This is a genomic window from Pseudolysinimonas sp. (genome assembly GCF_031389465.1).
Lineage (GTDB): Bacteria > Actinomycetota > Actinomycetes > Actinomycetales > Microbacteriaceae > Pseudolysinimonas_A.
This window is the reverse complement of the sequence record NZ_JANMSQ010000301.1, coordinates 1-4,354: the sequence shown is the minus strand read 5'-3', so window position 1 is coordinate 4,354 and position 4,354 is coordinate 1. Positions and strand designations below refer to the sequence as shown.

The window sequence follows — 4,354 nt, the reverse complement described above, 5'->3', positions numbered from 1 at the left end:
AGTATCCGACGATACGGACAGGAGGATGAGATGTCCAACACAACAGACGTTGCGTTTGACTTCAGCGGCAAGGTCGTACTGGTCACGGGGGGTGCGAGCGGTATCGGCCTGGCTATCACTGAGGACTTTGTTGCTGCGGGAGCGACAGTGGTCATGACCGGTCGGACTCAGACACGGCTCGAACAGGCAACGCGGGCGCTCGGAGATCGGGCCGTCGGGATCGCCGGCGACATTGGCGACCCTGTGCACGTTGCCAACCTCGTTCACGAGATCGTCGAGCGGTTCGGCCACCTCGACATCGTTGTCAGCAATGCCGCAAGTTTCATTCCGGGCGACATCACCGACATCTCCAACGACGAGTGGGAGCACTTGCGACGCACCAACATCGACGGCTTCTTCTTTCTCGCGCGGACGGCTCTGCCGGAACTTGAGAAGACCAAGGGAAGCTTCATTGCAACGTCGAGCGTGTCGGGTCTCGCTGGCGACTGGGGAAGCGCGATCTACAATGCGTCCAAAGGTGCCGTCTCGCTCTTTGTGCGCGCGCTCGCGCTCGACTGGGGCGCGCGAGGGGTTCGCGTCAACGCCGTCGCTCCGTCCGTAACGAACACCGAGCCGCTGGCCGGGGTCACCTCGAACAAGTCGCTGCTCGCGCACTTCGAGGCCCGGATACCTCTCGGTCGCATCGCCGAACCCCACGATATTTCCTCAGTTGTGCTCTTCCTGGCGTCCGACGCGGCTCGATACGTGACCGGCGTGGTCTTGCCGGTTGACGGGGGTACGTCTGCTGCCACAGGTCAGGGCCGGCCGCCCGCGGCCTGACGCGGTTGATGACCACGCTGACCTGATGTCGTCGTCGTTTGACGCCTGCAGCGCTAAGTGGTTGACACCCGCCTCGCAAGGTCAGATACTGAGTGGTATCCCGTCAGATACCACTCAGTATCTGTTGGGTCGAAGTGAAGCATCTACCAAGCTGCACCAGCACGGCCCACAGTCCCCAAAGGCGGGGCAACGAAGTTCTCGTGTGCACCTGCAATCAATTCAAGGAGGAATTGAATGAAGATCCATGGAACCACAACCACTCGACTTCTCGTCGGGTTTGCCATTCTCGGTGTGACCCTTTCTGGTTGTGCCGCCTCAACACCGTCGGCGACGAACACCGATACGGCTTCCGCTGGAGCGCCCGACTGTATTCCTGGGCCGCCCCAAGACTTGCCGCAGGATCCAGACGGAGTTCTCGAGTCGCTTCCCGAGATCGCGATTGACGCGCTCAAGGGTTATGGCGGCACGATCTTCGCCAGCCCGTGGGAGGACTTTGCTCCCAGCCATGCCGCCCCGTGGACTGTCGGCTTCTCCGGCAACCAGGCGAATGCGCAGAACATCCTGATGCAGGACGGCGTTCAGGAGATCATCGACGCGAACCCGACCTTGTTCGACGCGGAAATTATCTCGGTCACCGCCACCCCGGCGAATGACGCTGCGTCTCAGATCCAGGGCATGCAGACGCTCCTGCAGAAGGGCGTCGATATCATCATCGCGCCGCTCTCCTCGCCGACCGCGCTCAACGGGGTGATCGACCAAGCCGCAGAACAAGGCGTTCCCGTGATCAGCATCCTCGGCCAGTCGACCTCCCTGAACGCGGTGAACGTTCAGCCCAACCCCGGGCAGAACGGGTACTACGCAGCCGCCGGGTTGCTGGACCAGATCGGCGACACGGGAACGGTGTTGACCGTCCGTTCCATCCCGGGCCTCTCGATCGACACCAGCATCTACGATGCGGCGAAGCGGGTGTTCGATGCCTGCACCGGCATCGAGACGGTAGGGGAGCTCACCGGCTACTTCAACCCAGCCGCCGCGAAGACGGAGACGCTCAAGTTCCTGACGACCCACCCGGGCACGATCGACGGCGCGTTCAACGTCGCCAACATGGCGAGCGGCATCATCAGCGCGTTCGAGCAGACCGGCCGACCCGTGCCGACGGTGGCCGACATCGGCGGTAACGGTGCGGCGATGGCCTACTGGCGCGACCACCCGGACTACAACGGAGTCGCCGTCTCTCTGCCAACTCAGGGCACTGCGCGGTTCGCTATGGCGATCGGTCTCGCAATGCTCGAGGGCAGGGGACTGAAGACCACGGAGGTGGCGTTCTCCCCGACTCTGATCACCTCGGAGAACTTCTCTGAGTGGATCGAGGCGGACTGGGACGAAACCACCAACGTCCAGGCCGAAGGCCCCAGCTCGTCGATTCCGATCGATGATCTGGTCGACGCCTTCTTCCTAAACTAGGCGCCAGCCCAGCTCAGAAGGCGAGAGGGGCCGCGCGGCGGGCAAAGTCCGACGCCGCGCGGCTCCCACACGCCCCACTTCACATCCCGAGCGAGGAAAACGAATGACGAGCGGTACCAGCGAGACAATGGATGCCCAGGCCGTGGACGCGGCGCTGCGCACTCTCGTCTGCGCAACCGGATTGGCCAAGAGATACGGCTCGACAGTCGCCCTCGCCGACTGCTCGATCGAGGTCGGAGCCGGCGAAGTCGTGGCGGTGATGGGCGAGAACGGATCGGGGAAGAGCACCCTCGTCAAGATCCTGTCCGGTGTCCAGCGGCACGACTCGGGCGAACTCCGCATCGATGAATCGCCGGGCGCGTACCGCTCGCCACGCGCGACGGCACGACGGGGGGTCAGCACCGTCTTCCAAGAAGTCCTCGTCGCGCCCCAGCGCAGTGTCCTGACCAACATTTGGCTCGGACAGGACGGGGTCTTCCGCCAATCGGGACGAGCGGCGGAGCGCAGGGCCGTCGCGCAAGAGGTCATGAACTCGCTGATCGGCGACTGCGATCTTGATCGACCCACCTCCGAACTGACCCTCAGTGCCCAGCAGGCCGTGTGTATCGCGCGAGCACTCGTGCGAACTCCCAAACTCTTGATTCTCGACGAGGCGACCTCCGCTCTCGATGTCGAGGTCCGTGACCGGCTGTTCGTCACGCTGCGCGCACTGTGCGCGCGCGGCTCGTCGGTGCTGTTCATCTCGCACCGGATGGACGAGATCAGCGACATCGCCGATCGAGCAGTCGTCCTGCGAAACGGCTACACGGTAGCGGCGTTCAAACGAGGCGAGATGGATCCGGCGCGGCTCATTCAGGCGATGTCCGGGGAGTCCAGTCTCATCGGTGAAGCCACCGAAAAGCGCGTACGGCGTTCGGCAGAGTCGAGTCTCGCGCTTCGTGCGGATGACGTTCGCGTGCGCCCCGACTCCGACCCGATCAACTTCAGCGTGTACAGCGGCGAAATCGTCGGAATCGCTGGCCTGGAAGGCCAGGGACAGGATCTGCTTCTCGAGACGCTAGCGGGCATTCGTCCGAGTGCATCGGGCCAGGTTCTCGCCGGCACGTCGGCAGCGCCGATCACCTCGATCGACTCGGGCCGACGAGAGCGGGTCGCGTATCTGCCCCGCGATCGACGCTCGGAGGCCCTGCTGCGCGGCCAGTCGATCCTTGACAATTTCGCCCTCCCGACCCACGAGCAAGACCGTCGAGGCGTCGTTCTGCGGAGGAGGCTGACCCGAGAGCGCTTTCGTCAGTTCGTGCAGGAGCTCCGCATCAAGGCTCCCCATCCCGAGCTTCGAATCGAGTCGCTGAGCGGCGGCAACCAGCAGAAGGTGATCCTCGCCCGATGGCTTGCGACGCAACCTCAGGTTCTCTTGCTCAACGACCCCACCCGTGGCATCGACATCACGGCCAAGCGCGACATCTACAAGGTGCTCGCAGAACGGGCGGACGCCGGGTGCGCTGTCGTCATGCTCTCGACGGAGGTTGATGAGTTGCTGGAGCTGATGGATCGCGTTCTGGTCGTTCGGCAGGGCTCGGTCTTCGCTGAGCTGGCGGGCGCTCAGCTCACGCGGAACCGTTTGATCTCCGCCTACTTTGGTCGGGAGTCCTGATGGGTGCGGGAATCTGGACTGCGGTGCGGACCAGGAGCTGGACATTCGCCGCACTGCTCTCGGTCGTGTTGATCGTGGCGAACATCATCGTGGAACCCAAAGTCCTCAGCGCCAGCAGCTTGCCGTCGACTCTCGCAGCATTCGCCCCGTTCGCCCTGCTCGGATTGGCGAGCATGCCGTCGATTCTGAGCGGCAACAGCGGGATCGATCTGTCGGTGGCCCCGCTCATGGGGGTCGCCAAGCGGACCCCCGAGCAGCCGGGTGACCATCACGGCGTTGACGAACCCCATGAGCGGGGCCACCGACAGATCGATCCCGCTGTTTCCGCTCAGAATCGACGGCATGCTCGCCAATCCGAGCAGGGCGAACGGGGCGAATGCTGCGAGAGTCGACGGCAAGCTGCTGGCGCTGAGGACT

Annotated in this window: 4 protein-coding genes; all 4 read left to right on the top strand. The window is 63.8% G+C overall.

What is annotated here, in order from left to right; genetic code table 11:
• Positions 1-30: 30 nt before the first annotated feature.
• Complete coding sequence (locus RMO30_RS11695; protein WP_309713630.1) at positions 31-819, top strand: SDR family oxidoreductase; 789 nt, start codon at positions 31-33, stop codon at positions 817-819.
• A 234-nt stretch (positions 820-1,053) separates the two neighbouring features.
• Positions 1,054-2,283 (top strand): substrate-binding domain-containing protein, encoded by a 1,230-nt coding sequence (locus tag RMO30_RS11690; protein WP_309713628.1) that lies wholly within the window; start codon positions 1,054-1,056, stop codon positions 2,281-2,283.
• A 103-nt stretch (positions 2,284-2,386) separates the two neighbouring features.
• On the top strand, positions 2,387-3,937 hold the full coding sequence (locus RMO30_RS11685) for a sugar ABC transporter ATP-binding protein (protein WP_309713625.1): 1,551 nt from the start codon (positions 2,387-2,389) through the stop codon (positions 3,935-3,937).
• 74 nt (positions 3,938-4,011) lie between these two features.
• Positions 4,012-4,354 (top strand): hypothetical protein (locus tag RMO30_RS11680; RefSeq protein WP_309713622.1); only part of this gene is annotated, 343 nt, incomplete at its 3' end.

What these genes read in the sequence shown, in the direction of transcription:
- RMO30_RS11695 (WP_309713630.1), top strand. Translation starts at nt 31, where the DNA reads ATGTCCAACACAACAGACGTTGCGTTTGACTTCAGCGGCAAGGTCGTA.
- RMO30_RS11690 (WP_309713628.1), top strand. Translation starts at nt 1,054, where the DNA reads ATGAAGATCCATGGAACCACAACCACTCGACTTCTCGTCGGGTTTGCC.
- RMO30_RS11685 (WP_309713625.1), top strand. Translation starts at nt 2,387, where the DNA reads ATGACGAGCGGTACCAGCGAGACAATGGATGCCCAGGCCGTGGACGCG.